At 60.2% G+C, this 22,427-nt stretch carries 18 protein-coding genes and 1 pseudogene; 12 read left to right on the top strand and 7 right to left on the bottom strand.

What is annotated here, in order from left to right; all coding sequences use genetic code 11:
* Positions 1–22: 22 nt before the first annotated feature.
* From pepP to gcvH, 8 genes and pseudogenes are all read left to right on the top strand, one after another.
* Complete coding sequence (pepP, locus tag ACM6IR_RS26935) at positions 23–1,357, top strand: Xaa-Pro aminopeptidase (protein ID WP_414910500.1); 1,335 nt, start codon at positions 23–25, stop codon at positions 1,355–1,357.
* Positions 1,354–2,541 carry a 2-octaprenyl-6-methoxyphenyl hydroxylase gene (gene ubiH / locus ACM6IR_RS26930; RefSeq protein WP_414910499.1) on the top strand — a complete coding sequence of 396 codons (1,188 nt, stop codon included), beginning with the start codon at positions 1,354–1,356 and terminating at the stop codon, positions 2,539–2,541. The genes pepP and ubiH overlap by 4 nt, the downstream gene beginning before the upstream one ends.
* Before the next feature lie 70 nt (positions 2,542–2,611).
* Positions 2,612–2,686 (top strand): annotated as a pseudogene (locus ACM6IR_RS26925) (tetrameric acyl-CoA thioesterase); the annotation flags it as partial.
* A gap of 9 nt (positions 2,687–2,695) precedes the next feature.
* Positions 2,696–3,913 (top strand): 2-octaprenyl-3-methyl-6-methoxy-1,4-benzoquinol hydroxylase, encoded by a 1,218-nt coding sequence (locus ACM6IR_RS26920; protein WP_414910534.1) that lies wholly within the window; start codon positions 2,696–2,698, stop codon positions 3,911–3,913.
* A 230-nt stretch (positions 3,914–4,143) separates the two neighbouring features.
* Positions 4,144–5,148, top strand: a complete 1,005-nt coding sequence (locus ACM6IR_RS26915; protein WP_414910498.1) for an extracellular solute-binding protein — start codon at positions 4,144–4,146, stop codon at positions 5,146–5,148.
* A gap of 96 nt (positions 5,149–5,244) precedes the next feature.
* A complete protein-coding gene (locus ACM6IR_RS26910; RefSeq protein ID WP_414910497.1) occupies positions 5,245–6,861 on the top strand; it encodes an ABC transporter permease in 1,617 nt (538 codons plus the stop codon).
* 156 nt (positions 6,862–7,017) lie between these two features.
* Complete coding sequence (gene gcvT / locus ACM6IR_RS26905; RefSeq protein ID WP_414910496.1) at positions 7,018–8,100, top strand: glycine cleavage system aminomethyltransferase GcvT; 1,083 nt, start codon at positions 7,018–7,020, stop codon at positions 8,098–8,100.
* Between the two features lie 50 nt (positions 8,101–8,150).
* Positions 8,151–8,534 carry a glycine cleavage system protein GcvH gene (gcvH, locus tag ACM6IR_RS26900; RefSeq protein WP_414910495.1) on the top strand — a complete coding sequence of 128 codons (384 nt, stop codon included), beginning with the start codon at positions 8,151–8,153 and terminating at the stop codon, positions 8,532–8,534.
* Positions 8,535–8,632: 98 nt separating this feature from the next.
* On the opposite strand, the gene ACM6IR_RS26895 is transcribed toward gcvH, so the two are convergent.
* A complete protein-coding gene (locus ACM6IR_RS26895; RefSeq protein ID WP_414910494.1) occupies positions 8,633–9,772 on the bottom strand; it encodes a DegT/DnrJ/EryC1/StrS family aminotransferase in 1,140 nt (379 codons plus the stop codon).
* A gap of 155 nt (positions 9,773–9,927) precedes the next feature.
* Here ACM6IR_RS26895 and gcvP point away from each other — a divergent pair, with 155 nt between their 5' ends.
* Entirely contained in the window at positions 9,928–12,801 is a 2,874-nt protein-coding gene (gene gcvP / locus ACM6IR_RS26890) for an aminomethyl-transferring glycine dehydrogenase (protein ID WP_414910493.1), read from the top strand.
* 167 nt (positions 12,802–12,968) lie between these two features.
* On the opposite strand, the gene ACM6IR_RS26885 is transcribed toward gcvP, so the two are convergent.
* The 5 genes from ACM6IR_RS26885 to ACM6IR_RS26865 all read right to left on the bottom strand — a co-directional run bounded on the left by ACM6IR_RS26885 (position 12,969) and on the right by ACM6IR_RS26865 (position 17,054).
* Entirely contained in the window at positions 12,969–13,289 is a 321-nt protein-coding gene (locus tag ACM6IR_RS26885) for a DUF2388 domain-containing protein (protein ID WP_414910533.1), read from the bottom strand.
* 64 nt (positions 13,290–13,353) lie between these two features.
* Positions 13,354–13,803 carry an NfeD family protein gene (locus ACM6IR_RS26880; protein ID WP_414910492.1) on the bottom strand — a complete coding sequence of 150 codons (450 nt, stop codon included), beginning with the start codon at positions 13,801–13,803 and terminating at the stop codon, positions 13,354–13,356.
* Positions 13,804–13,811: 8 nt separating this feature from the next.
* Positions 13,812–14,732: an SPFH domain-containing protein gene (locus ACM6IR_RS26875; protein WP_008150402.1), complete on the bottom strand. Its 921-nt coding sequence runs from the start codon at positions 14,730–14,732 to the stop codon at positions 13,812–13,814.
* A gap of 108 nt (positions 14,733–14,840) precedes the next feature.
* A complete protein-coding gene (locus ACM6IR_RS26870) occupies positions 14,841–16,625 on the bottom strand; it encodes a GspE/PulE family protein (RefSeq protein ID WP_414910491.1) in 1,785 nt (594 codons plus the stop codon).
* A 90-nt stretch (positions 16,626–16,715) separates the two neighbouring features.
* Entirely contained in the window at positions 16,716–17,054 is a 339-nt protein-coding gene (locus tag ACM6IR_RS26865) for a hypothetical protein (protein ID WP_414910490.1), read from the bottom strand.
* A 126-nt stretch (positions 17,055–17,180) separates the two neighbouring features.
* Between ACM6IR_RS26865 and ACM6IR_RS26860 the strand changes: the two genes are divergently transcribed.
* Positions 17,181–17,645, top strand: a complete 465-nt coding sequence (locus ACM6IR_RS26860; RefSeq protein ID WP_109635733.1) for an Lrp/AsnC family transcriptional regulator — start codon at positions 17,181–17,183, stop codon at positions 17,643–17,645.
* Positions 17,646–17,733: 88 nt separating this feature from the next.
* Here the strand turns inward: ACM6IR_RS26860 and ACM6IR_RS26855 are convergent, their stop codons facing one another.
* Positions 17,734–19,101, bottom strand: coding sequence for an inorganic triphosphatase (locus ACM6IR_RS26855; RefSeq protein WP_414910489.1), 1,368 nt, complete (start codon positions 19,099–19,101; stop codon positions 17,734–17,736).
* 176 nt (positions 19,102–19,277) lie between these two features.
* Between ACM6IR_RS26855 and argE the strand changes: the two genes are divergently transcribed.
* Entirely contained in the window at positions 19,278–20,438 is a 1,161-nt protein-coding gene (gene argE, locus ACM6IR_RS26850) for an acetylornithine deacetylase (protein ID WP_414910488.1), read from the top strand.
* 245 nt (positions 20,439–20,683) lie between these two features.
* Positions 20,684–21,982 carry an amino-acid N-acetyltransferase gene (argA, locus tag ACM6IR_RS26845; RefSeq protein WP_414910487.1) on the top strand — a complete coding sequence of 433 codons (1,299 nt, stop codon included), beginning with the start codon at positions 20,684–20,686 and terminating at the stop codon, positions 21,980–21,982.
* Positions 21,983–22,427: the final 445 nt, after the last annotated feature.

Below are 22,427 nucleotides of genomic sequence, written 5' to 3'. Positions count from 1 at the left end.
AGCCAGGAAAAGCCATCTGCCCATGATTCATATCCCGAAATCGGAATACAGCCGTCGCCGCAAGGCCTTGATGGCGCAGATGGAACCCAACAGTATCGCCATACTGCCCGCCGCCGCGGTGGCTATCCGCAACCGCGACGTCGAGCACGTCTACCGTCAGGACAGCGACTTCCAGTACCTCAGCGGTTTTCCCGAGCCTCAGGCCGTGCTCGTGCTAATGCCGGGGCGTTCACACGGCGAATACATTCTGTTCTGCCGTGAGCGTAGCGCCGAGCGAGAGTTGTGGGACGGTCTGCGCGCCGGCCAGGAAGGCGCGATCCGCGACTTCGGCGCCGACGACGCGTTCCCCATCACCGACATCGACGACATCCTGCCGGGCCTGATCGAAGGGCGTGACCGGGTGTATTCGGCCATGGGCAGCAACCCTGAATTTGACCGGCACCTGATGGACTGGATCAACGTGATCCGCTCTAAAGCGCACCTTGGCGCCCAGCCGCCGAACGAATTCGTTGCCCTGGATCATTTACTGCACGACATGCGCCTGTATAAATCAGCGGCAGAAGTGAAGGTCATGCGTGAAGCCGCGCGGATTTCTGCTCAGGCACACGTCCGCGCCATGCAGGCCAGCAGGGTCGGGCTGCATGAGTTCAGCCTCGAAGCCGAACTTGATTACGAGTTCCGCAAGGGCGGGGCGAAAATGCCGGCTTACGGCTCGATCGTCGCGGCGGGCCGCAACGGCTGCATCCTGCACTACCAGCAGAATGACGCGGTGCTCAAGGATGGCGACCTGGTACTGATCGACGCCGGTTGCGAAATTGACTGCTACGCGAGTGACATCACCCGCACCTGGCCGGTCAACGGCAAGTATTCGGTGGAACAGAAAGCCATCTACGAGTTGGTGCTGGCAGCGCAAGAAGCCGCGTTTGCCGAGATCGCTCCGAACAAACACTGGAATCAGGCGCACGAAGCCACCGTCCGGGTAATCACCGCCGGTCTGGTGAAGTTGGGGCTGTTGCAGGGCGACGTCGGCGAGTTGATCGCCAGCGAAGCTTATAAAGCGTTTTACATGCACCGCGCCGGCCACTGGCTGGGCATGGATGTGCATGACGTCGGCGAGTACAAGGTCGGCGGCGAATGGCGCGTGCTGGAAGTCGGCATGGCGCTGACGGTGGAGCCGGGCATCTATATCGCGGCGGACAACCAGAGTGTTGCGAAGAAATGGCGCGGCATAGGCGTGCGCATCGAGGACGACGTGGTAGTGACCAAAACCGGTTGTGAAATCCTGACTAAAGGCGTGCCGAAAACGGTCGCCGAGATCGAGGCCTTGATGGCAGCTGCAAGGACACAGGCGGCATGAGTCGAGTCAATCTGGCAATCATCGGTGGTGGCCTGGTCGGCGCCAGCCTGGCGTTGGCGTTGCAGGCCGGGGCCAAGGCGCGCGGCTGGAAGATCGTGCTGATCGAACCGTTCGCCCCCGGTGACACCTATCAACCGAGCTACGACGCACGCTCTTCGGCGTTGTCCTACGGTGCCAAACAGATTTATCAACGGCTGGGCGTGTGGCAAGCGATCTCCCGCCGCGCCGAGCCGATCAAGCAGATTCATGTCTCTGATCGTGGACGTTTTTCCACGGCGCGACTGTCGGCAATGGAGGAGGGTGTTCCGGCGCTGGGTTACGTGGTGGAAAACGCCTGGCTTGGCCAATGCCTCTGGCAAGGTCTGGACAAGGACGTGATCAGCTGGCGTTGCCCGGCGGAAGTCACGCGCATGGAACCGCTGACCGATGGCTATTGCCTGACACTCAACGATGAAATCACGTTGGAATGTGACCTCGCAGTGCTCGCTGACGGTGGCCGTTCAGGCCTGCGCGAGCAACTCGGGATCGGCATCAAAAAGCGTCCGTACAACCAGAGTGCGCTGATCGCCAACATCACCCCGAGTGAGGCGCACAACGGGATGGCCTTCGAGCGTTTTACCGATGATGGTCCGATGGCCTTGCTGCCATTGCCGGACAACCGCTGCGCGCTGGTCTGGACTCGCCTGGGTATGGACGCACAACGGCTGGCCGCTCTCGATGACCGTAGCTTCCTCAGCGAGTTGCAGGGCGTGTTTGGTTATCGCCTTGGCACACTCAAACAGGTCGGCGCACGCAATCTTTACCCGCTGACGTTGATCGAGGCTGAAGAACAGGTGCGTTCGCATCTGGCGATTCTTGGCAATGCCGCTCACAGTCTGCATCCGATTGCCGGCCAGGGTTTCAACCTGTCCCTGCGTGATGCTCAGGCCTTGGCCGATGCACTGCTGGCCAGCGAAACGGCGCCCGGCGATTTCGCAACCTTGCAGGCCTACCGCGAGCGCCAGCGTCTGGATCAAAACCTCACCGTAGGCTTCTCGGATCAGGTCACCCGCTTGTTCGGCAGCACTCAGCCGCTGGTCTCGCTGGGCCGTAACATCGGCCTGCTCGGCCTCGATTTACTGCCGCCGGCCAAACGCTGGTTCGCTCGGCAGGCCATGGGGTTGGGGACGCGCCCGGATGCTTGAGTGGCTGACGAGCACGTTTTGCAAAGCTCGATTGACGCGTTGGTTCATGACCTTTTACCCGCCCTACCTCGGCGCTGGCCATCGGGTGGCGCGGGTCGGGAAAACCCTTTACGTGCGGCTCAAGCCGCAAGCGAGACAGGCTTAAAGCATGGAAATGCGCGCAGATCTGCTGATTGTCGGGGCCGGAATGGTTGGCAGCGCCTTGGCGCTGGCATTGCAGGACAGCGGGATGGAAGTCCTGCTGCTGGACGGCAGCCCCCTGAGCGTCAAACCCTTCGATACTCAGGCCACGTTCGAGCCGCGGGTGAGCGCCCTGTCGGCGGCCAGTCAGCGGATTCTGGAACGTCTGGGCGTTTGGGATGGCATTACCCATCGGCGCAGTAGCCCTTACACCGACATGCAGGTCTGGGATGGCAGCGGCACCGGGCAAATCCATTTCTCGGCGGCCAGCGTGCACGCTGAAGTGCTGGGGCATATTGTCGAGAACCGCGTGGTTCAGGACGCCCTGCTCGACCGTTTGCACGACTGCGACATTGGAATGCTGGCCAATGCGCGCCTGGAACAGATGCGTCGCTCGGGTGACGACTGGCTGCTGACCCTGGCGGATGGCCGTACCTTGCGGGCGCCGTTGGTGATCGCGGCGGACGGCGCCAACTCGGCAGTACGGCGCCTGACCGGTGTTGCGACGCGCGAGTGGGATTATCTGCACCACGCCATCGTTACCAGTGTGCGCAGCGCCAAACCTCATCAAATGACCGCGTGGCAGCGCTTCACCGACAACGGCCCATTGGCGTTTCTGCCGCTGGAGCGCGACGGCCGACAGGATTGGTGTTCGATCGTCTGGTCGACCACACCGAGCGAAGCCGAGCACTTGATGGCGCTGGATGACGAAGGCTTCTGTCACGCACTGGAGCGGGCTTTCGAAGGCCGGCTCGGCAGGGTGCTCAACGCCGACCCGCGTCTGTGCGTGCCGCTACGTCAGCGTCATGCCAAGCGTTATGTGGCGCAGGGGCTGGCGTTGATCGGCGATGCGGCGCACACCATTCACCCGTTGGCCGGGCAGGGCGTGAACCTCGGCTTCCTCGATGCGGCCGTGTTGGCCGAAGTGCTGCTGCAAGCGTCGGCGCGTGGGGAGCGGCTGGCGGATGTGAAAGTGCTCAGCCGTTACGAGCGTCGGCGCATGCCGCATAACCTCGCGTTGATGGCTGCGATGGAAGGCTTCGAGCGCTTGTTCCAGGCGGACCCATTGCCGGTGCGCTGGTTGCGAAATGCCGGGTTGAAGATGGTTGATCAACTGCCCGAGGCCAAGGCGTTGTTTGTGCGTGAAGCGCTGGGGCTGACCGGGGATTTGCCGGCGCTGGCCAAGGCCTGACATCTTCGCTGCGGCTGACGGCCTCATCGCGAGCAAGCTCGCTCCCACAGCGATTTGTGCCGTTCACATAACCCATGTGGGAGCGAGCTTGCTCGCGATGAGGCCGGAACATCCACCGCAAACTTCCAGCGATGCAACATCTGGTAACTCCTCCGCGAACTGTTCGATTGAGAAGCTAAATGTGAGTCCTTATCATTTGGCCTCACTTTTTCAATCGAGAGACCGCTCCCATGCTGGCACCGAAGCGTCTACTGACTGCACTCGCCCTGACCCTGACTGGCATTACCGCCGCCCAGGCCGCCGACGAGGTGGTGGTTTACTCTTCGCGTATCGACGAGCTGATCAAGCCGGTCTTCGATGCCTACACCGCGAAAACCGGTGTGCAGGTCAAGTTCATCACTGACAAGGAAGCGCCGTTGATGCAGCGCATCAAGGCCGAGGGCGAAAACGCCACCGCCGATTTGTTGCTGACCGTCGATGCCGGCAACCTCTGGCAGGCCGAGCAAATGGGCATCCTGCAACCGTTCACCTCAAAAACCATCGATGCCAACATTCCGTCGCAATACCGCGCTGCGTCCCATGCCTGGACCGGTCTGAGCCTGCGGGCGCGGACTATCGCTTACTCCACTGATCGGGTGAAGCCGGGCGAGCTGAGCACTTATGAAGGGCTGGCCGACAAGAACTGGGAAGGCCGCTTGTGCCTGCGCACCGCGAAGAAGGTCTACAACCAGTCCCTGACGGCCACCATGATCGAAGTGCATGGCGCCGACAAAACCGAGCAAATTCTCAAGGGTTGGGTGAGAAATCTGTCCACCGACGTATTCTCCGACGACATCGCAGTGCTGGAAGCGATCAACGCGGGTCAGTGTGACGTTGGCATCGTCAACACGTACTACTACGGTCGTCTGCACAAGCAGAAGCCTGATCTGGGCGTGAAGCTGTTCTGGCCGAACCAGGGCGACCGTGGCGTGCACGTCAACCTGTCGGGCATCGGCCTGACCCGGCACGCGCCGCACCCGGAAGCAGCCAAGGCGCTGGTTGAGTGGATGACCACCCCTGAAGCGCAGAAGATCTTCGCTGACGTGAACCAGGAGTTTCCCGCCAACCCTGCTGTTCAACCCTCCGCTGAAGTGGCGAGTTGGGGCAAGTTTGTTGCCGATACGTTACCTGTGGAAATTGCCGGCAAGCGTCAGGCTGAAGCGATTCGGATGATGGATCGGGCGGGCTGGAACTAAAAATCAAAAGATCGTCCGAACGCGTCACCGAACCTGCGCTCGGACGATCTTTTGTGTTTGACGTGGATTTCGCCGATTTTCCTTAGAGAGTTTTCCTTGGCCCACCCCGCCCAACGTCGCTGGTATCCGCTGGTCTTCGCCATCGCTGCGCTGGTCCTGCTGCCACTTAGCGTGCTGCTGCTCTCCTGGCAAACCATCGACTCTCAAATCTGGTCCCACCTCTGGGACACCCAGATGCCACGCCTGCTGGGCAACACCCTGACGCTGGTGCTCGGTGTCGGTGTCGGCGTAACGCTCCTGGGTGTCAGCCTGGCCTGGCTCACCAGCCTCTGTGAATTCCCCGGTCGACGCTGGCTGGACTGGGCGCTGATGCTGCCCTTCGCGATACCAGCCTACGTGCTGGCCTTTGTCTTCGTCGGACTGCTGGATTTCGCAGGTCCCGTGCAAACCCTGATGCGCGAATGGTTCGGCGCCGGCCTGCGGTGGCCGCGAGTGCGGTCTACCGGTGGCGTCATTGTCGTGTTGGTGCTGGTCTTTTATCCCTACGTTTACCTGTTGGCGCGCACCGCGTTCCTCGCGCAAGGCAAAGGCCTGATGGAAGCGGCGCGTGTCTTGGGGCAATCCCCATGGCAGGCGTTCTGGCGAGTCGCATTGCCCATGGCGCGCCCGGCCATCGGCGCGGGCGTGGCGTTGGCATTGATGGAAACCCTCGCGGATTTCGGCGCGGTGTCGGTGTTCAATTTCGACACGTTCACGACCGCTATCTACAAAACCTGGTACGGCTTTTTCAGCCTTTCATCCGCCGCTCAACTGGCCAGTTTGCTGCTGCTGGTGGTCATGCTCGTGCTGTACGGCGAGCGCCGCGCTCGGGGCGCCAGCCGCGCAAGCAACGAACGACCACGGATCAAGGCGCTGTACCACTTGCGGGGATTCAAAGCGCTGGCAGCCATGAGTTGGTGCGGTCTGGTGTTCGCCTGCGCCTTCGTCATACCGATGCTGCAATTGGTGGTGTGGTTCTGGCAGCGGGGGCGCTTCGACCTGGATGAGCGTTACAGCGGACTGATCATCCACACCCTATACCTGGGCGGCATGGCAGCGCTGATCACCGTGAGTGTCGCCCTGGTGCTGGCGTTTGCCCGACGTCTGGCGCCGACCCGGGCGATCCGTTCCGGTGTCAGTCTGGCCAACCTCGGTTACGCCCTGCCGGGCTCGGTGCTGGCGGTATCAATCATGCTGGCATTCAGTTACCTGGACCGCGAACTGGTCATCCCCGTGTCGGGTTGGCTCGGTGGTGCTGGCAAACCGTTACTACTGGGCAGCCTTTCAGCGTTGCTGCTGGCTTATCTGGTGCGTTTTATCGCGGTTGCGTATGGGCCGCTGGAAAGCAGTCTGGCGCGAATACGGCCCTCTTTGCCCGAAGCAGCACGTAGTCTCGGCGTCAGTGGGCCACGACTGTTTTTCAAAGTGTATCTGCCGCTTTTGCTGCCTGGCACGTTGAGTGCCGCGCTGCTGGTGTTCGTCGACGTGCTCAAGGAAATGCCCGCGACCCTGCTGATGCGCCCGTTTGGCTGGGACACGCTGGCTGTGCGGATCTTTGAAATGACCAGCGAAGGCGAGTGGGCACGGGCGTCATTGCCAGCCCTGAGCCTCGTGTTGGTCGGGCTTTTACCGGTCATCGGATTGATTCGACGTTCAGCGCATCAAAACACCTAGGTGCCAGTCCTACACCTTGAGGCTACAATGCGCGGCATTCGGTGCGGTCCGTCTGACAGACCCGGTAGCTGAAATCGGCTGAAAGCCTTGAATTTCAAGGCGTTCACCCCGTGAAGCACCTGCCCGCACCTTCGCCACGCCCGGAAGGAGAAACCCATGGGACAGCGTACGCCTCTGTATGACCTTCATCTCGCCCTCGGCGCGAAGATGGTCGATTTTGGCGGTTGGGATATGCCTCTGCATTACGGCTCGCAGGTCGAGGAGCACCATCAGGTGCGCCGTGATTGCGGGGTTTTCGATGTATCCCACATGACCGTGATCGATGTTAGCGGCCCCCAGGCCAAGGCCTGGCTTCAGCATTTGCTGGCCAATGACGTCGAGCGCCTGCACAGCCCAGGCCGTGCCTTGTACAGCGCCATGCTCAATGAGCGCGGCGGCATCGTCGACGACATGATTGTCTATCGTCTCGACGACGGCTATCGCCTGGTGGTCAACGCCTCGACCCGCGATCAGGACCTGGCGTGGACGCAGGCCCACCTCGATGGTTTCGATGTGCAGCTGCATGAACGCTCCGAACTGGCGATGTTGGCCATTCAAGGGCCTCAGGCCCGGCACAAAATCTGCGAGCTCGTCACCCAGTCCCGTGGCAACCTGATCCAGCTGCTCAAGCCTTTTGAAGGCCAGCCCGACGGTGACTGGTTCATCGCGCGTACCGGTTACACCGGCGAAGATGGCCTGGAAATCATTCTGCCGGCCAATCAGGCGCCGGGTTTTTTCAACGATCTGGTGGGGGCAGGCATTTCCCCAATCGGTCTTGGTGCTCGAGACACCCTGCGTGTCGAAGCCGGCATGAACCTCTACGGTCAGGACATTCATCAAGACGTTTCACCGCTGACCTCCAACATGACCTGGAGCATTGCCTGGGAACCGACCACTCGTCAGTTCATTGGGCGCAGCGCTCTTGAGGCCGAAAGGGCCAACGGCATACAGCACAAACTGGTGGGTCTGGTCCTTGAGGAGCGTGGGGTTTTACGCGCTCATCAAGTGGTCCGCATCGCCAATGTTGGCGAAGGGGAGATCACCAGTGGTAGTTTCTCTCCTACGCTTAGCAAGTCGATAGCACTGGCGCGCGTGCCAATGGCAACTGCCGACCGCGCTGAAGTGGAAATCCGTGGCAAGTGGTACCCGGTCCGAGTGGTCAAACCGACCTTCGTTCGCCATGGCAAAACCTTGATCTAACCTTTTCTGGCGGGCAACGACCGCTGACATTTTTCTTGAGGACACAGAATATGAGCGATATCCCTGCCGACCTGCGGTTTGCCGAAAGTCACGAATGGGCCCGTCTGGAAGCCGATGGCACCGTCACCGTGGGCATCAGCGATCACGCTCAGGAAGCCTTGGGCGACGTGGTGTTCGTTGAGCTGACTGAAGTGGGCAATGTGTTTGCTGCCGAAGATCAGGCCGGTGTAGTGGAGTCGGTTAAAGCGGCTTCCGACATCTACTCCCCGATTGCTGGTGAAGTGATTGCGGTCAACGAAGAATTGAGCGCTAATCCGGAATTGCTCAACACCGACCCGTACGGCGCCTGGATCTTCAAGCTCAAGCCAAGCAACGCGGCTGACCTGGAAAAACTGCTCGACGCGGCAGGCTACAAAGCCGCGATCGGCGAGTAATCCATGTGGGAGCGAGCCTGCTCGCGAAAGCGGTGTGTCAGCAAACATTTTTGCCAACTGACACTCCCACTTCGCGAGCAGGCTCGCTCCCACAGGTTTTAAGGCTTCAGTACCGCCTTCACCGCAGCCACCGAACGCTCGACGTCCGCTTTACTCATGGCCGTAAACATCGGCAACGAAACAATCAAACGACCCACCCGTTCCGCCACCGGGAACATGCCTTCCTTGAAACCGCGTTCGCGATAAAGACTCAGCAAGTGAATCGGCGGGTAGTGATAGCCGATGCCCACACCCAATGCCTGCATCTTCTCCATGAATGTGGCCCGTGCCGGTTGGCCATCCTTACGCTCTGGCAGTACCAGTTGGAACAAGTGCCAGTTGCTGTTCTCGAAGTCCGCCGGTGGCAGCTGCGCACCGTATTGCGCTTCGAAATCCGCACCAAAACAGGCGAAGTAATGCTTGGCCAGCTCACGGCGATGAGCGGTGATCGATTCGATGTGCGCAAACTGCCCCAGCCCAATGGCCGCTGCCACATCCGTCATGTTGAATTTACCGCCCAGCACATCAACGTCCAGTCCATCGAAGCCGCTACGGGTGACGCCCTGTAGACGGTATTTCTCCGCCAGCCGCACTTCCTCGTCATTGTTCAATACCAGGCAACCGCCCTCTGACGAGGTGACGTTTTTGTTCGCCTGGAAACTGAAGGACACGAAATCGCCGGTCGAGCCGATGCGCTGGCCGTTCCAGCTTGAGCCCAGCGCTTGGGCCGCATCTTCCACCACCCGCAGGTCGTGCTTATTCGCCAGTGCATACAGGTGCGTCATGTCCACTGGCAGCCCGGCGAGGTACACCGGGATGATGGCCTTGGTGCGCGGGGTAATGGCCGCTTCGACTTGTGCGAGGTCGATGTTGCGGGTAATCGGGTCGATGTCGGCAAACACTGGCGTGGCGCCGACCTCCAGAATGACGTTGGCAGTGGCGACCCAGGAAATCGGGGTGGTGATCACTTCATCGCCCGGCCCGATACCGGCAATGCGCAAGGCGATTTCCATGGTGCAGGTGCCGGAGTTGAAGGTGCGCACCGGCCGCCCGCCAAAATACTCCGAGAGCTGCGCTTCAAAGGCCTGGACCTTTGGGCCGCTGGTTATCCAGCCCGAGCGCAATACGTCACCGACAGCGGCAATCGTGGCTTCGTCGATGGTGGGTTTGGAAAATGGCAGGAAAGGCAGTTGATTCATGAATTCAGAAACCCCGATCAGCGGATATTAGGCATGAGACGAACATGATGATCTGGATTGATCCACGGCGCTACGCCATCCGTTCGAGTATCGACTGCTATGCTGCTTTGACCGAGTTGCATCGACGCTGAGCGCCAGTCAAGAGAGAGCCCGTCATGTCCCAGTTGCCGTCTTTGAGCCAGTTACGCGATCCCAATGTCTTTCTTCGCCGCCACCTCGGCCCCGATGCCGCCGAGCAGCAAGCGATGCTCGACAGCCTCGGCCTCGGCAGCAGGGTAGAGCTGATCGAGCAGACGGTGCCGCCGGGAATCCGCCTGAACCGGGCGCTCGACCTGCCGCCCGCCCTCGACGAGGAAGCCGCACTGGCCAAACTTCGGGGCTACGCCGAGCAAAACCAGGTCTGGACGAGCCTGATCGGTATGGGTTACTACGGCACCCTGACGCCGGCCGTTATTCTGCGTAATGTGCTGGAAAATCCCGGTTGGTACACCGCCTACACGCCGTACCAACCGGAAATCGCCCAAGGTCGGCTCGAAGCCCTGCTGAACTTCCAGCAGTTGACCATCGACCTCACAGGCCTGGAACTGGCCAACGCGTCACTGCTGGATGAAGCCACTGCAGCCGCGGAAGCGATGGCCCTGGCCAAGCGAGTCGCCAAGTCCAAAAGCAATTTGTTCTTCGTCGACGAACGCTGTCATCCCCAGACTATATCCGTGGTGCAGACCCGGGCCGAGGGATTCGGTTTCGAGCTGATCGTCGACGCTGTGGATAACTTGAAACAGCACCAGGTATTCGGCGCTCTGCTGCAATATCCCGATACCCATGGTGAGATCCACAACCTTCGCCCATTGATCGATCACCTGCATGCCCAGCAAGCCCTGGCCTGTGTTGCGACCGACCTGCTGAGTCTGCTGTTGCTGACCCCGCCGGGGGAGTTGGGGGCGGACGTGGTGTTCGGCTCATCCCAGCGGTTCGGCGTGCCAATGGGTTACGGTGGGCCTCACGCGGCGTTTTTCGCCAGTCGGGATGAGTACAAGCGAGCGATTCCGGGACGGATCATCGGCGTCTCGAAAGACGCTCGCGGCAACACTGCGTTGCGCATGGCCCTGCAAACCCGCGAGCAACATATCCGCCGGGAGAAGGCCAACTCGAACATCTGCACCGCTCAAGTGCTGCTGGCCAATATCGCCAGTTTCTATGCGGTCTACCACGGCCCCGAAGGGCTCAAACGGATTGCCCAGCGCGTGCACCGGCTCACCTGCATTCTCGCCGAGGGCCTTGCGCGCCACGGCATCACCCGTCTCAATAAACACTTTTTCGACACGCTGACGCTGGAGGTCGGCGGCTCCCAGACCGCGGTCATCGAAAGCGCCCAGAGGGCGCAGATCAACTTGCGCATTCTAGGGCGCGGGCAATTGGCCCTGAGTCTGGACGAAACCTGCGACGAAGCCACCGTGGCGAAGCTGTTCGATGTTTTGCTGGGGGCCGATCATGGCCTCAATGTCGACGAACTGGACGCTGAAACCTTACCTTCCGGCATTCCCGACGGATTGCTTCGAAGCACGCCTTACTTGCGTCATCCGGTGTTCAGCGCTCATCACAGCGAAACCGAGATGCTGCGCTACCTCAAGCAACTGGAGAACAAGGATCTGGCGCTCAACCAGTCGATGATCCCGCTGGGCTCCTGCACCATGAAACTCAATGCCACCAGCGAGATGATCCCGATCACCTGGCCGCAGTTCGCCAATCTGCACCCGTTTGTGCCGAAAGAGCAGGCGGTCGGTTATTCGCTGATGATCGAAGAGCTGGAGCGCTGGCTCTGCGCGATCACCGGTTTCGATGCGATCTGCATGCAACCCAATTCCGGTGCCCAGGGTGAATACGCCGGGTTGCTGGCGATCCGCAGATATCATGAGAGCCGCCATCAGGGCGCTCGGGATGTCTGCCTGATTCCGTCCTCGGCCCACGGTACCAACCCGGCTTCGGCGCAAATGGCGGGGATGCGGGTGGTGATCGTCGAGTGCGACGAGGCGGGCAACGTCGATCTGCATGACCTGAAAGAAAAAGCCGCTGCGGCTGGGGAAAAACTCGCCTGCCTGATGGCGACTTATCCTTCGACCCATGGCGTCTATGAGGAAGGCATCAGCGAAATCTGTGAAGTTATCCACAGCCATGGCGGCCAGGTTTACATGGACGGCGCCAATCTTAACGCTCAAGTCGGGCTGGCGCGGCCGGCTGACATTGGTGCCGACGTGTCCCATATGAACTTGCACAAGACTTTCTGCATTCCCCATGGCGGAGGCGGGCCGGGGATGGGACCGATTGGCGTGCGGGCACATCTGGCCCCTTTCGTGGCCAATCACCCAGTGGTGTCGATCGACGGGCCACTGGCGCAAAACGGCGCCGTCAGTGCGGCACCGTGGGGCAGCGCAAGCATTCTGCCGATCAGCTGGATGTACATCGCCATGATGGGGCCGCAACTGGCCGACGCCAGCGAGGTGGCGATTCTCGCGGCCAATTACCTGGCGCAGCATTTGTCCGGTGCGTTCCCGGTCCTCTACACCGGGCGAAATGAGCGGGTAGCACATGAATGCATCCTGGATCTGCGGCCACTGAAGGCACTGACCGGGATCAGCGAAGAAGACGTCGCCAAGCGGTTGATGGACTACGGCTTCCATGCGCCGACCATGTCGTTTCCGGTACCGGGCACCTTGATGGTCGAGCCGACCGAGAGTGAATCGAAGGCGGAACTGGACCGGTTTATCGGGGCGATGCTGAGCATCCGCGCGGAAATCACCGAGGTGCAAAATGGTAACTGGCCAGCCGAAGACAACCCGCTCAAGCGTTCGCCGCACACCCTTGCCGACATCACCGGCGTATGGGACCGGCCTTATAGCATCGAGCAGGCGGTTACGCCGGATGCACACACCAAGGCTCACAAATACTGGCCGGTGGTGAATCGGGTGGACAATGTTTACGGTGACCGGAATCTGTTTTGTGCGTGTGTTCCAGTAGATGATTACCGCTAATTAGCCTGGCCCGTGTAGGAGCGAGGCTTGCCCGCGAAGGCGGTTTACTTTCAGCCATGATGTCGACTGATACACCGTTTTCGCGGGCAAGCCTCGCTCCTACAGGGGCGATGTTGGGCAAAAAAATGCCGCTCATGTTGAGCGGCATTTTCGTTCAGCCAAGAAGCTTATTCGGAGGCAACGGCATTCTTCGCCAGGATGGCGTTCGCCAGTTCCATGTCCGTGGCCTGCAGGCCTGGATTATCGGCGCGAACTTTCTGCATCGCAGCTTCCAGGTAAGGACCGCGGATGCCGCCATCGGTGGCGACAAAGCTGCCGGCATCGTCCTGGGCAGCGACGATCAGCTTATGATCCCTGGAGGTCAGGTAGGTCGAGCCGGTGGTCGCACCGGAGGATAAAACGTTACGCCAAAAGCTATCGGCCATCGCCGAACCGACTGGAAGGGACAACAGGGCGAGGGTAGCGATAGCAAGTTTGAAACGCATAATGGGTGACTCCACAGGGTTAACTACGCCGTTTGATTGCCAATCCCCTATCCGGTTCCATCACCGTTCACTGCGCCGGCTCAACCAGCAAAATGGCTCCTTGCTGCCCGATCACCCGGACGCGGCTACCCAGTGCTGCGTCTGGACCTCGGGCCATCCACACACCGTCAGCGACCTTGATCTTGCCGCGACCGTCGACAATCGCTTCATGCACCACGAAGGTTTTGCCGATCAATTCCTGACCCCGCAAATTGAGATTGGGCTCGTCACTCTGGCGCACGGCGCTGCGCTGGCGTCTCCACCAATACAGGGCCGTAGCGATCGAGAGCAGGCCAAATAACAGAATCTGCAATTCCCAGGACATGTCCGGCACGACAAAGGTCAGGACGCCAACGGTGGCGGCGGCCATGCCGATCCACAACAGATAGCCACCTGCGCCGAACACTTCGAGAATCAGCAGCATGGTGCCCAGCGCCAGCCAGTCCCAGAACGATAAATGCTGCAGGAATGCCCACATAACGTGCCTCAGGCTTTCTTGTTATCGAAGGTGGCCTTGACGATTTCGCCGATGCCGCCGACCGCGCCGATCATCGAGCTGGCCTCGAGCGGCATCAGAATCACTTTACTGTTGTTGGCCGAGGCCAGTTTGCCCAGCGCATCGATGTACTTCTGCGCGACGAAATAGTTGACCGCTTGCACGTTACCGCCAGCGATGGCTTCGGACACCACTTTGGTCGCCTGGGCTTCGGCTTCGGCTTGCCGTTCACGGGCTTCAGCTTCGAGGAACGCCGCCTGACGACCCCCTTCGGCCTCCAGAATCTGTGCTTGCTTCTTGCCTTCGGCGGTCAGGATCGCGGCGGCTCGCAGGCCCTCGGCTTCAAGGATTTGCGCGCGCTTGATCCGTTCGGCTTTCATTTGCCCCGACATCGCGGCCATCAAGTCAGCCGGAGGGCTGATGTCCTTGATCTCGATCCGGGTGATCTTGATGCCCCACGGTGCCGTGGCTTCGTCGACAGTGCGCAGCAGTTTTTCGTTGATCCCGTCGCGCTGGCTGAGCATCGCGTCCAGTTCCATCGAACCGAGCACGGTACGGATGTTGGTTTGCAGCAGGTTGCGGATGGCATGTTCGAGGTTGTTCACCTCGTAGGCGGCCTGTGCGGTGTTGACCACCTGGAAGAAGCATACGGCGTCGATCTGCACGGTGGCGTTGTCGGCGGTGATGACTTCCTGGGGCGGAATGTCCAGCACGCTTTCCATCACGTTGATCTTGCGGCCGATGCGGTCCATGACCGGAATGATGATGTTCAGGCCAGGCTTCAGAGTGTTGGTATAACGGCCAAAACGCTCGACCGTCCACTGGTAACCCTGAGGCACAACCTTGAAGCCCATGAACAGAATGGCGACCACGAGGCCGACAAACAGTAAAAGCACGCTACCGATCTGCATAACGATTCCCTGTTGATCAATGAAGTTGCGATCGCAGGAGTGTAGCGGCGCGGGTCGGGGATAAGAACTATTAGTCAGCCCTTGCATCATCAAGAGACACAAAAGGATTCATTTCTGCTCGCTCTGCGGCGTCACCCGCAACACCTCCTCGAGGGTGGTCAGCCCGGCCGCCACTTTCTGTGCACCCGATAACCGCAGACTGCGCATACCTTCCTTGAAGGCCTGGCGCCGGATCGCCTGCAAATCGGTATCCGGGTTGATCAGCGTCTTGATGCCATCGGTCAGCTGCATGATTTCGTAAACCCCGGCGCGGCCTCGGTAGCCGGTGTCGCGGCATTCCAGGCAGCCGATGGCGCGCTGGGCGTGGGTCGGTAGCGGTGCTTGCCAGGGTTTGGTCAGGGTTTGCCAGTCCTCTTCGCCCGGCGTCAGCGGCGCCTTGCAGTGCGGGCACAAGGTGCGGACCAGGCGTTGGGCCATGACCCCGAGCACCGTGGCTTTGATCAGGTAATGCGGGACGCCCAGTTCCAGCAGGCGGCTGATCGCGCTGGGTGCATCGTTGGTGTGCAGCGTCGACAGCACCAGGTGGCCGGTGAGCGCGGCCTGGATGGCCACTTCTGCGGTTTCGAGGTCGCGGATTTCGCCGATCATTATGATGTCCGGATCCTGCCGCATCAGCGCCCGCACGCCCGCGGCGAACGTCAGGTCGATGTTGTGCTGGACCTGCATCTGGTTGAACGCCGGCTCGACCATTTCGATCGGGTCTTCGATGGTGCAGAGGTTGACCTGTGGTGTCGCCAGCTTCTTCAGCGTGGTGTAGAGCGTGGTGGTTTTGCCGGAACCCGTAGGGCCGGTCACGAGGATGATGCCGTTGGGTTGGCTCGTCATGTCCTGCCAGCGGCGCAGGTCCTCGACCGAAAACCCAAGCTGATCGAAATCCTTGAGCAGTACCTCCGGGTCAAAGATCCGCATGACCATTTTTTCCCCAAATGCGGTGGGTAATGTCGACAGGCGCAGCTCGACTTCGCCACCGTCCGGGGTTTTGGTCTTCACCCGGCCGTCCTGGGGTTTGCGTTTTTCCGCGACGTTCATCCGCCCCAGGCTTTTCAGGCGACTGACAATCGCCATGGTGACCTGCGGCGGGAATTGATAAACGTTGTGCAGCACGCCGTCGATGCGAAAGCGCACCGTGCCTTGCTCGCGCCGGGGTTCGATGTGGATATCGCTGGCGCGCTGCTGGAACGCGTACTGGAACAGCCAGTCGACGATGTTGACGATGTGCGCGTCGTTGGCGTCCGGTTCCTGGTCGCTGGCACCGAGGTTGAGCAACTGTTCAAAGTTGCCCAGCGTATTCATCTGTTGATCGTTGTTGTTCGCGCCGGTGACCGATTTGGCCAGGCGGAAGAACTCCACGCTGAAGCGCTGGATGTCCACGGGGTTGGCCACCACACGCTTGATCGGCAGCTTCAGCACGTGGGTCAGGTCGGCTTCCCAACCGTTGACGTAAGGCTGGGCGCTGGCCACGGTGACCGCCTCGCGGTCGATGGACACCGCGAGAATCTTGTGGCGTTGGGCGAAGGCGTAGGACATCAGCGGGGTGATGGCCGCGACGTTGATTTTCAGCGGGTCGATGCGCAAGTAAGGCTGGCCGGCTTGCTGCGACAGCCACAGCGTCAGGCTTTCCAGATCGAGGTGTTTGCCCGGACGGCTGAGGTCGTCCAGGTGCTGGCTGGCGATAAATTCCAGCGGGTGCATCTGGCCATTGGCGGCGTGACGGCGACGGGCATTGAGCGCGTGTTCGGCCGAGTCCTGGCTGATAAAACCCTGGGCGACCAGCTCACGCAGCAAATCATTGAGATCCAGCCAGCGGTCCTGAATGGCAAGTTGAACGGACATGCGGGCTCCTCATGAACAACAGTTCGCAAAGGATAGCCGCGGACCCGCAGACCGCTGGGCCACTACCTGACAAAGCCGTGTCGGGCTTTTTCAGCCTGCCGCTTGAGCCGGCTCATCCCACGTCGTATCGGCGGGTTGCAGAGCCACCGAACAGACGCTGATCAGGTTACGTAATTTGTCCGCGATGAGCTGGGCGCGGTGCCAGCTCAGGCCGTCCATGATGATGTCGATCGACATCAGGTCGTCCATCCGCTGCACGTTGACTTGCTGCGGCGTCAGACATTGCAAGGCAAACAAGTTGAGCGCCCGACACAACAGATCGGGCTCAGCCTCGGCGAGCAGTTGGTAGTGAGCGCGGCAGTGAGCGTTGCTGACGTTCCAGACATCGGCGCGGGTGGGCAGGGTGTTGACGGCTTCTAAATGCGGCATGGTTGGCCTCCAAAATCATTGGAGGAATTTTTACATTCGGGAGGGGGCATTTCTTATCTATGATGGGCCATATTAGCGGTTTATCGAATTGCACCATTCAATAAGTCCCTGTTTGAAGGTTTTTTTATGCACAGCGAGCTGGATAGCTACGACCGAAAGATTCTCGCGTTGCTGCAAGAAGACGCTTCCCTCTCCAGCGCGCAGATCGCCGAACAGGTAGGGCTCTCGCAGTCGCCCTGTTGGCGGCGCATTCAGCGGATGAAGGAGGAGGGGATCATTCGCGGTCAGGTGACGCTGCTTGACCGGAAGAAAATCGGGCTTAACACGCAGATCTTTGCGGAGATCAAACTCAACGCGCACGGGCGTTCGAACTTCACTGAGTTTACCGAGGCGATTCGCGGCTTTCCCGAAGTGCTGGAGTGTTATGTGTTGATGGGGTCGGTGGATTTCTTGCTGCGGATTGTGACGGCGGACATTGAGGCGTATGAGCGGTTTTTCTTCGAAAAGCTGTCGATGGTGCCGGGGATACAGGAGGTGAACTCGATTGTGGCTTTATCGGAAATAAAGTCCACGACGAGTTTGCCGGTCTGAAGATTTGCGGTGACCGGGCTGGCCTCTTCGCGGGCAAGCCTCGCTCCTACGGTGGATGTAGGAGCGAGGCTTGCCCGCGAAGGCGGTCTTACATGCGCAGCAGCATCTTCCAGGCACGATTCTGATAAACAGCAATCGCCTGCTGCTTGCGCGCATCCAGGGATTCATCGGTAATCGGCTCGTTAGCCAGCAGAGCAAGCTGTTTCAGCTCGCCATACAGGCGATCCATTTCCGGGATGTCCAGCACGCTGCGGGCGTGGTGCAGCCAGGCCTGGATGCGTTCGATACGCGGCAGTTGCTCGGCCAGGTCTTCCGGTTGTTGCTGGTAACGCTGCAATTGCAGTGAAGTGGCTTCCTCGCCCAGCAGGCGTGGCAACCAGCTGCCCAGTTGCGCCGCGCCCTGGCGATTGCCGCGCACGTTACGATCGGTAGCCCAGGTGCGGGCCATCAACCAGCGCGAAGTGGTCAGGGAAAACAGGCCCCAGCGCGGGTCTTCGAGTTCTTCAAGGAACTGCTCAGGCGCGGCTTTGCGCACGTCTTCATCGTCCAGACCGGCCAGAACCAGCGGGCGCCAGTCTTCCAGCAACGCATCCAGCGCGACGCGCAAGTCGTGAGTCGACTGACGCGGTGCCGCTTGGCCGAGGCTGCTCAGCAGTGCGCGCAATTCAGCCAGGTTTTCGACCCAGTCCTGCAACAGGCGCCAGTGGCCGTTGAAGCGATATTGCTCGGCCAGGCGCTGGCTGCTGCCCAGCAAGTGCCAGCTCAGGGCGGCGAAGGCGTCGTCCAGCGGGGTTTCGGCGGTGATCTGCGGCGCCGGCAAACTCAGTGAGTAGCTGTTGGCGTCGTACAGGCGATAACCGCGCTCGGCCTTGCTGATGTCACATGGCATCAGGGGCAGGGTCGCGGCCAGTTCGGCGGCCAGTTCCAAAAGCGCGGCCGGATCGCCTTCACGCAGTTCCAGTTCCAGCTCGCAGATTTCTTCCTTCTGCTTGCCGACCACCACGTGGCCCAGGTCCAGAGCGGCTTCGATGACGACTTTGGTCTTGCCTCGGCCCCACGCGAGCTCGGCGCGCTCGCGGACGAAATCGGTGGTGAAGATCGGCTTCAGGGTTTTCTTGTCCAGCTCGGCCAACTCTTCGGGCCAGCATTCGCCGTCGAGTTTCTTCACGTCGAGCTTGGCTTTTGGCAGGTTCCAGTCGTATTCGTGACGTTCGGACAGGCCGGCGACGCTCTGGCCACGCGTCTTGAGGGTCTGAATCACTTCTTCGCCATCGCGGCGCAGGCGCAGGGCAACCTTGGCGCGGGCCAGGTCGCGCTCAGGCGTGTCGAAGTATTGATTCATCAACTCACGGCGTTCCCAGCCACTTTTGTTGCGTTTTTTCAGGAGCGGGTGCTCGCGCAGAGCGGCGAGGGTTTCGCGGCTGACGCGGAGTTTGATTTCGGTTTCTTTCTGCATGGCCGGAAAATCCAGGATCGGGAGCGCAGCCGGGGGAATGTGTGGCTGCCAAGGTCATGCAGTGTACAGGACTCATTCGAGATAGGGTCTGTTGACGCTTGGTGACGACCGCGACAGTTTATTCCTGTCACCGGATGGTTCTATGATGGACTCAAACCTGGAGTTGGGAGTCAGCGATGCCTTTGCCATCCATGAAAGATCAGTTCGCTGCGCTGATCGCTGCGCCGTCCGTCAGTTGTACCCAGCCCAGCCTCGATCAAACCAATCGTCCAGTGATTGATTTGCTCGCGACCTGGCTCGGTGACCTGGGCTTTGCCTGCGACATTCAACAGGTCATGCCCGGCAAGTACAACCTGCTGGCCAGTTTCGGTTCCGGCCCCGGAGGCCTGGTGCTGGCGGGTCACAGTGACACCGTGCCGTTCGATGGCGCGCTGTGGCAGACCGACCCCCTGAAACTCACCGAAGTCGACGGCCGCTGGGTCGGTTTGGGCAGTTGCGACATGAAGGGCTTTTTCGCCCTGGCCATCGAAGCCGTCAAACCCTTGCTCGATCAACCGTTCAAGCAACCGCTGCTGATTCTTGCCACCTGCGATGAAGAAAGCTCAATGTCCGGTGCCCGCGCGTTGGCGCAAGCGGGGCGCCCGCTGGGCCGTGCGGCGGTGATTGGCGAGCCGACCGGGCTCAAGCCGATCCGCATGCATAAAGGCATCATGATGGAGCGCATCGACATCCTCGGCCAAAGCGGTCACTCCTCGGACCCGCGCCTGGGCCACAGCGCCCTTGAAGCCATGCACGATGCCATCGGCGAATTGCGCGGTTTGCGCTTGCGTTGGCAGCGCGAATTCCGCAACCCGCAGTTCAGCGTGCCCCATCCGACCCTGAATTTTGGCTGCATTCATGGCGGCGACAACCCCAACCGCATTTGCGGCCAGTGTTCGCTGGAATTCGATTTGCGGCCGTTGCCTGGCATGGACCCAAAAGCCCTGCGCGCAGCGATTTTGCAAAAGCTCAATCCGATTGCCGAACGGCATCAAGTGAAAATCGATTACGCGCCGCTGTTCCCCGAAGTGCCGCCCTTCGAGCAGGCCGAGGACGCAGAATTGGTGCGGCTCGCGGAAAAGCTCACCGGTCATCGCGCCGAAGCAGTGGCGTTCGCCACCGAAGCGCCTTATCTTCAGCGTCTTGGCTGTGAAACACTGGTGCTTGGCCCTGGCGACATCGCCTGTGCCCATCAACCGGGGGAATTCCTCGAAATGTCACGTTTGCAGCCTACGGTGCATCTATTACGTCAGTTGATTGAACATTACTGCCTGACACCGGCTAACAATCCACTGTAGGAGCGAGCTTGCTCGCGATGGACGTTAACGATGACGAGGTCTGCCTGGATAAACGTAGCGCTCTCACGTTTTTCGCGAGCAAGCTCGCTCCTACAGGGTTCCGCGTTTAAATTGCTGTTGTCCCAACCCGTATTCATAAGGAGAGCGCGCGTGTCGCCAAGCCTGTTCCGACGATAACCATCAGCCCGCTGTGCGTTTTCAGTTTCGCCCTTTTTTCGGCTGCTATTTATTACAGGCCCAGGTTCATGCCCGAATACGTCAATTGGCTTCGTCACGCTTCGCCTTACATCAATGCCCACCGCGATTGCACCTTTGTCGTCATGCTGCCCGGCGACGGCGTGGAGCACCCCAACTTTGGCAATATCGTCCACGACCTGGTGCTGTTGCACAGCCTTGGCGTGCGTCTGGTGCTGGTTCACGGTTCCCGTCCGCAAATTGAAACCCGCCTGGCCGCGCGTGGCCTGACCCCGCATTACCACCATGGCATGCGCATCACCGATGCGGCGACGCTGGAATGCGTGATTGATGCGGTTGGCCAATTGCGCATCGCCATCGAAGCGCGGCTGTCGATGGACATGGCCTCGTCGCCGATGCAGGGCTCGCGTCTGCGGGTGGCCAGTGGCAACCTGGTGACCGCACGGCCAATCGGCGTGCTCGAAGGCGTCGACTATCACCACACTGGCGAAGTACGCCGGGTCGACCGCAAGGGCATCAATCGCCTGCTGGACGAGCGCTCCATCGTGCTGCTGTCGCCGTTGGGTTACTCGCCGACCGGTGAGATTTTCAATCTTGCTTGCGAAGACGTTGCCACGCGCGCCGCCATTGATCTGGGCGCGGACAAACTCCTGCTGTTCGGTGCCGACTTGGGCTTGATCGACGAAAACGGTCGTCTGGTTCGCGAGCTGCGTCCCCAGCAAGTGCCAGCGCATCTGCTGCGCCTGGGCAGCAACTATCAGGCTGAACTGCTGGATGCCGCCGCTGAAGCCTGTCGTGGCGGCGTGGCTCGCAGCCATATCGTCAGCTATGTCGAAAACGGCGCGCTGCTGACCGAGCTGTTCACCCGCGACGGCGGCGGTACGCTGGTGGCGCAAGAGCAATTCGAGGTCGTGCGCGAAGCAGCGATCGAAGACGTCGGCGGTTTGCTGGACCTGATCAGCCCGCTGGAAGAGCAGGGGATTCTGGTGCGTCGCTCCCGCGAGGTGCTCGAGCGGGAGATCGAACAGTTCAGCGTGGTCGAACGCGAAGGCATGATCATCGCTTGCGCGGCGCTGTATCAGATCGCCGATTCGGATGCCGGGGAGTTGGCGTGTCTGGCCGTGAACCCGGAATACCGTCATGGCGGTCGCGGGGATGAACTGCTGGAACGGATCGAATCCCGTGCACGGGCTCAAGGGTTGAAAACCTTGTTCGTGCTCACCACCCGGACCGCCCACTGGTTCCGTGAGCGTGGGTTTGTGCCGAGCAGCGTGGACCGGCTGCCGTCGGCGCGGGCGTCGCTGTACAACTATCAGCGCAATTCGAAGATCTTCGAAAAAACCCTATAACCTCGATCTCCTGTAGGAGCCGGCGTCAGCTTCTACAGGTAACTTGCGTTACTCCTGTACGTATTTCGCGCTGACATACGGCGAGTAATCCTGCAGCCCGCAGAACGCTAACAAGGGGGACTTTGTTCGGATCAATGCCGGTTTAACAGCCAGCGGTGAGGTTCACCGCATGAGCGAAGAACGAAATTACAAGCGATACATAAACTGTAACAATTGGACCGGATAGTGCGCGTTTGGTCGTCATGGCAGCGCTTCTCGGGTAGGGGAAATGTTACCGAATTGCGTCAAAGCCAAACGATCAAAAAAGCAGCTAAATAAATACCGTTTAGGAATTGGCTTATGAGTCGGCCGCTCTATTGCGGGCCGACGCTGGGGTGAGCGTTATTCCTAAAAGGTATGAAAAAAAGGGATAATAAATTTCTTTTTGGGTTTATGACAAAATCAT

It is taken from the genome of Pseudomonas sp. IT-P253 (genome assembly GCF_949768125.1).
In the GTDB taxonomy this organism is placed as follows: domain Bacteria; phylum Pseudomonadota; class Gammaproteobacteria; order Pseudomonadales; family Pseudomonadaceae; genus Aquipseudomonas.
This window is presented reverse-complemented; position numbering and strand designations above follow the sequence as displayed.

Bases quoted from the DNA above. Each gene is read 5' to 3' on its own strand.
- pepP (WP_414910500.1), top strand. From the start codon at position 23: ATGATTCATATCCCGAAATCGGAATACAGCCGTCGCCGCAAGGCCTTG.
- ubiH (WP_414910499.1), top strand. From the start codon at position 1,354: ATGAGTCGAGTCAATCTGGCAATCATCGGTGGTGGCCTGGTCGGCGCC.
- ACM6IR_RS26920 (WP_414910534.1), top strand. From the start codon at position 2,696: ATGCGCGCAGATCTGCTGATTGTCGGGGCCGGAATGGTTGGCAGCGCC.
- ACM6IR_RS26915 (WP_414910498.1), top strand. From the start codon at position 4,144: ATGCTGGCACCGAAGCGTCTACTGACTGCACTCGCCCTGACCCTGACT.
- gcvT (WP_414910496.1), top strand. From the start codon at position 7,018: ATGGGACAGCGTACGCCTCTGTATGACCTTCATCTCGCCCTCGGCGCG.
- gcvH (WP_414910495.1), top strand. From the start codon at position 8,151: ATGAGCGATATCCCTGCCGACCTGCGGTTTGCCGAAAGTCACGAATGG.
- ACM6IR_RS26895 (WP_414910494.1), bottom strand. From the start codon at position 9,772: ATGAATCAACTGCCTTTCCTGCCATTTTCCAAACCCACCATCGACGAA.
- gcvP (WP_414910493.1), top strand. From the start codon at position 9,928: ATGTCCCAGTTGCCGTCTTTGAGCCAGTTACGCGATCCCAATGTCTTT.
- ACM6IR_RS26880 (WP_414910492.1), bottom strand. From the start codon at position 13,803: ATGTGGGCATTCCTGCAGCATTTATCGTTCTGGGACTGGCTGGCGCTG.
- ACM6IR_RS26875 (WP_008150402.1), bottom strand. From the start codon at position 14,732: ATGCAGATCGGTAGCGTGCTTTTACTGTTTGTCGGCCTCGTGGTCGCC.
- ACM6IR_RS26870 (WP_414910491.1), bottom strand. From the start codon at position 16,625: ATGTCCGTTCAACTTGCCATTCAGGACCGCTGGCTGGATCTCAATGAT.
- ACM6IR_RS26865 (WP_414910490.1), bottom strand. From the start codon at position 17,054: ATGCCGCATTTAGAAGCCGTCAACACCCTGCCCACCCGCGCCGATGTC.
- ACM6IR_RS26860 (WP_109635733.1), top strand. From the start codon at position 17,181: ATGCACAGCGAGCTGGATAGCTACGACCGAAAGATTCTCGCGTTGCTG.
- ACM6IR_RS26855 (WP_414910489.1), bottom strand. From the start codon at position 19,101: ATGCAGAAAGAAACCGAAATCAAACTCCGCGTCAGCCGCGAAACCCTC.
- argE (WP_414910488.1), top strand. From the start codon at position 19,278: ATGCCTTTGCCATCCATGAAAGATCAGTTCGCTGCGCTGATCGCTGCG.
- argA (WP_414910487.1), top strand. From the start codon at position 20,684: ATGCCCGAATACGTCAATTGGCTTCGTCACGCTTCGCCTTACATCAAT.